At 56.6% G+C, this 2,701-nt stretch carries 3 protein-coding genes and 1 rRNA gene; 2 read left to right on the top strand and 2 right to left on the bottom strand.

The window, feature by feature from the left end:
* Window positions 1-10: 10 nt before the first annotated feature.
* A 5S ribosomal RNA gene (rrf, locus tag C3Y15_RS31275) occupies window positions 11-123 on the top strand.
* A gap of 261 nt (window positions 124-384) precedes the next feature.
* Here rrf and C3Y15_RS31270 read toward each other — a convergent pair.
* Window positions 385-666: a hypothetical protein gene (locus tag C3Y15_RS31270; RefSeq protein WP_060121967.1), complete on the bottom strand. Its 282-nt coding sequence runs from the start codon at window positions 664-666 to the stop codon at window positions 385-387.
* Between the two features lie 497 nt (window positions 667-1,163).
* Complete coding sequence (locus C3Y15_RS31265) at window positions 1,164-1,442, bottom strand: hypothetical protein (RefSeq protein WP_124260315.1); 279 nt, start codon at window positions 1,440-1,442, stop codon at window positions 1,164-1,166.
* A gap of 158 nt (window positions 1,443-1,600) precedes the next feature.
* On the opposite strand from C3Y15_RS31265, the gene C3Y15_RS31260 reads away from it, so the two are divergent.
* Window positions 1,601-2,701, top strand: a 1,101-nt coding sequence (locus C3Y15_RS31260; RefSeq protein WP_208328113.1) for a phage late control D family protein, incomplete at its 3' end; no start/stop codon positions are given.

The following is a 2,701-nucleotide window of genomic DNA, read 5'->3' as shown; positions in this document are numbered from 1 at the left end:
ACCCTCTTTGCCTGATGACCATAGCGAGTCGGTCCCACCCCTTCCCATCCCGAACAGGACCGTGAAACGACTCTACGCCGATGATAGTGCGGATTCCCGTGTGAAAGTAGGTAATCGTCAGGCTCCCCTAAGCCAGGAACCCCCGCCCGATAAGGCGGGGGTTTTTGCATTTGTGGCCTCCGAAAAATCCGGCCACCGAAGATCATCAGCATCTATCTGTTGACCGTTGGTGTGACGGTTGTTGACGATGGCTGTCGAAAACTGCGCTGCTTTCCGCGCTCGGGAAGAGCGCATGGAGATGGTCTCTCCGGGGGCGGGCCGTTGCGGAGGCAGTGAGGGCCGCGTAACGCGGCCCTTGACCCTTTAGCGCTCGAATAGTCGCCGTCAATCCGGTTGATGGTAGGGCTGCTCGCGGAAATCGAGATCGCCATAGTGCGGCGTGATGTGCATTTGCCGGGTATCGTGGTTGATCTCGAAATAGACGCGGTCGCCGGGCTCGAATCCGAACAGCTTGAAGTGCGCGTCGATGACGGCCATCCAAGGCAAGTACGGCCAGCCTCGTTTGGGCTTGTCAGGCGTGCTGCGGAGGATCAGCTGAAGCATGGTGGTTGGGTCGCGCTGGGGCTTGCGTTTCTTAGGAAGCGATTTAATATTCGGGACAGCCATTTCCGACTCCTTGGTTGAGTTGGTTGTGGTCAGCGGGTCGTATGGGTGGCAGCCCATGCGGCCCGCGCTCTTACTGCTTTGCTTTCTCTCTTCAGCGGTTCTTCTGATCCGCTGTGTCTAGCAATGCGATCTTTTATATATCGCACGCCACGGATAGTTTAGTCCGCGGTGCATCTCATAAATCGATTTGGATGCTCAATAGCCACATGGCAGATGCGTAAAGAAGATTTTTGTCAAACGTAGAAAAACTTTCGTATCGGTCCAATGGTTCGCCAGTGACGCAGGTGATATGACTTCGCATATTTAATAAAATAGGCCGAAGCATAATGGAACGGTGCTATCTCAAGACGGCAGATCGTCAGCGCCGAAGTTCACGGCTCGGCTTGCGGGTCGACCGACGTTATTGCGGCCGCCGGCCACGGCGGCCGGATTCACTCATGGGAAGCACGCCGGTCTTGACGGTGACCTTTACGCTTGCCCTTGCCACCCGAGTCCTGTCATGCGGGCATCTCAGTGTATTCAATGAGGTTCACTCCGGCATGATCTGCCCCAACAAACGGGGCCAGCTTAAGCGGCGTTTCGCGATTCCGTCGGACGGTTAGGCTGAAGACTAATTCGCGATAACGGCCAACGGCATGGCTGAGATCCAAATGGTGCTTGTCGTTCGCGACGAACAATTGCTGAACCTCCGATTTCATTGCCTCCGCCCAGGTGCGGCTCACCGTATTTCTGACCATAGACTTGCTTTCGCGGATCGTGCCGGAACGTGAGTGCACGCTTCAATACATGGCAAGTCGTCAACTTCTATCAAGTCGAACCATATTTCTCAGACTTTGGATTAGAATCGCGCGAGCGACTGGGTGCCGTCGCAATGGCCGTCTGTCCTTTGTCACAGTGTGGACAGTCGAACCTGAGAGAAAGAAGGATAACGAAAATGGATATCAGATCGTCCGCACTCGGGGACTTGAAGTTGCGCGAGCTCTATGAGGCGATCAGCAACGGCGTTTTGCAGCAGGGCCGAGTGCTGATGCTGGATACGCCGCTCGGCAAGAATGCGCTGGTGCCGTTACGGGCGCGCGGATCGGCCAGAATCGGGCGCGACTATTCGTACACGATCGACGTTGCGTCGACGCGCGACGACACTGCGCTGCTGTCGCTGATGCATCAGCCCGTGACCTTGCAGATTCAGCAAGTCACTGCTCCCTTTGCGATTCCTGTCTATCGTCCGGTTCACGGCTTCGTGCATCGGGTCGCCTATTTGGGCGGTAATGGCGGCCTTTCGACATACCAGATCGAGTTTTCATCGGCGCTGGTCTTCCTTGAGAAAACCCATAACGAAGAAGGCTGGCTCGAGAAAGACGCCCGGGAGATCATTTCCGACGTGCTTGATCGGTATCCGCAGCTACGCGGACAGTACCGTTTCTCGCTGTTGTCCGATCCTGCCAAGCGTTCGTGGTGCCGGCAAAGCGAATCCGATCTTCACTTTGTGAACCGCTTGGCTGAGGCCGAGGGCTGGTACTTCTACTGGATCCATGAAAACGTTGCTGAAGGCGACGCTCCAAAGACGACGCTCGTTATCGTCGACCACGTCTCGACTCTCCCAGATGCCAAGGCAGTTGAGTTCATTCGGGCGAACGACAGCAACGAATCGGATGGCTTCGCCCATTGGGCAGGGGTGCAGACGATGCAGAGCACGCGCTACATATCGCGTGCATTTGATTACAAGCGGCCCGCGTCCGATTTTCAGGCTGAGAGTGCACTTGCCGCGACGAGCTATGTCGCGGAGGAGCGCCGCCAGAAAGTCGAGCGTAGCGTTCCTGATGTGCCGATGACCGTCTACGAATCGACGGCTTACGGCTATTCCAGTTCGGACACGGGCGAGGCGCGAGCTCGACGGCTGGTAGAAGTATGGGATGCGCGAGCAAGCCGATATTTTGGTGTCGGAGGCGTGCGCTGGCTCGATGCCGGTTCGCGGTTTGTGTTGAACGGACATCCCCGCCACGAAGGCGGTGATGCGAAGAAGCGAGAGTTTCTG

Origin of the sequence: Burkholderia sp. B10 (assembly GCF_004368385.1) — a bacterium.
GTDB lineage: Bacteria > Pseudomonadota > Gammaproteobacteria > Burkholderiales > Burkholderiaceae > Burkholderia > Burkholderia vietnamiensis.
This window is presented reverse-complemented; position numbering and strand designations above follow the sequence as displayed.

What these genes read in the sequence shown, in the direction of transcription:
- C3Y15_RS31270 (WP_060121967.1), bottom strand. Translation starts at nt 666, where the DNA reads ATGGCTGTCCCGAATATTAAATCGCTTCCTAAGAAACGCAAGCCCCAG.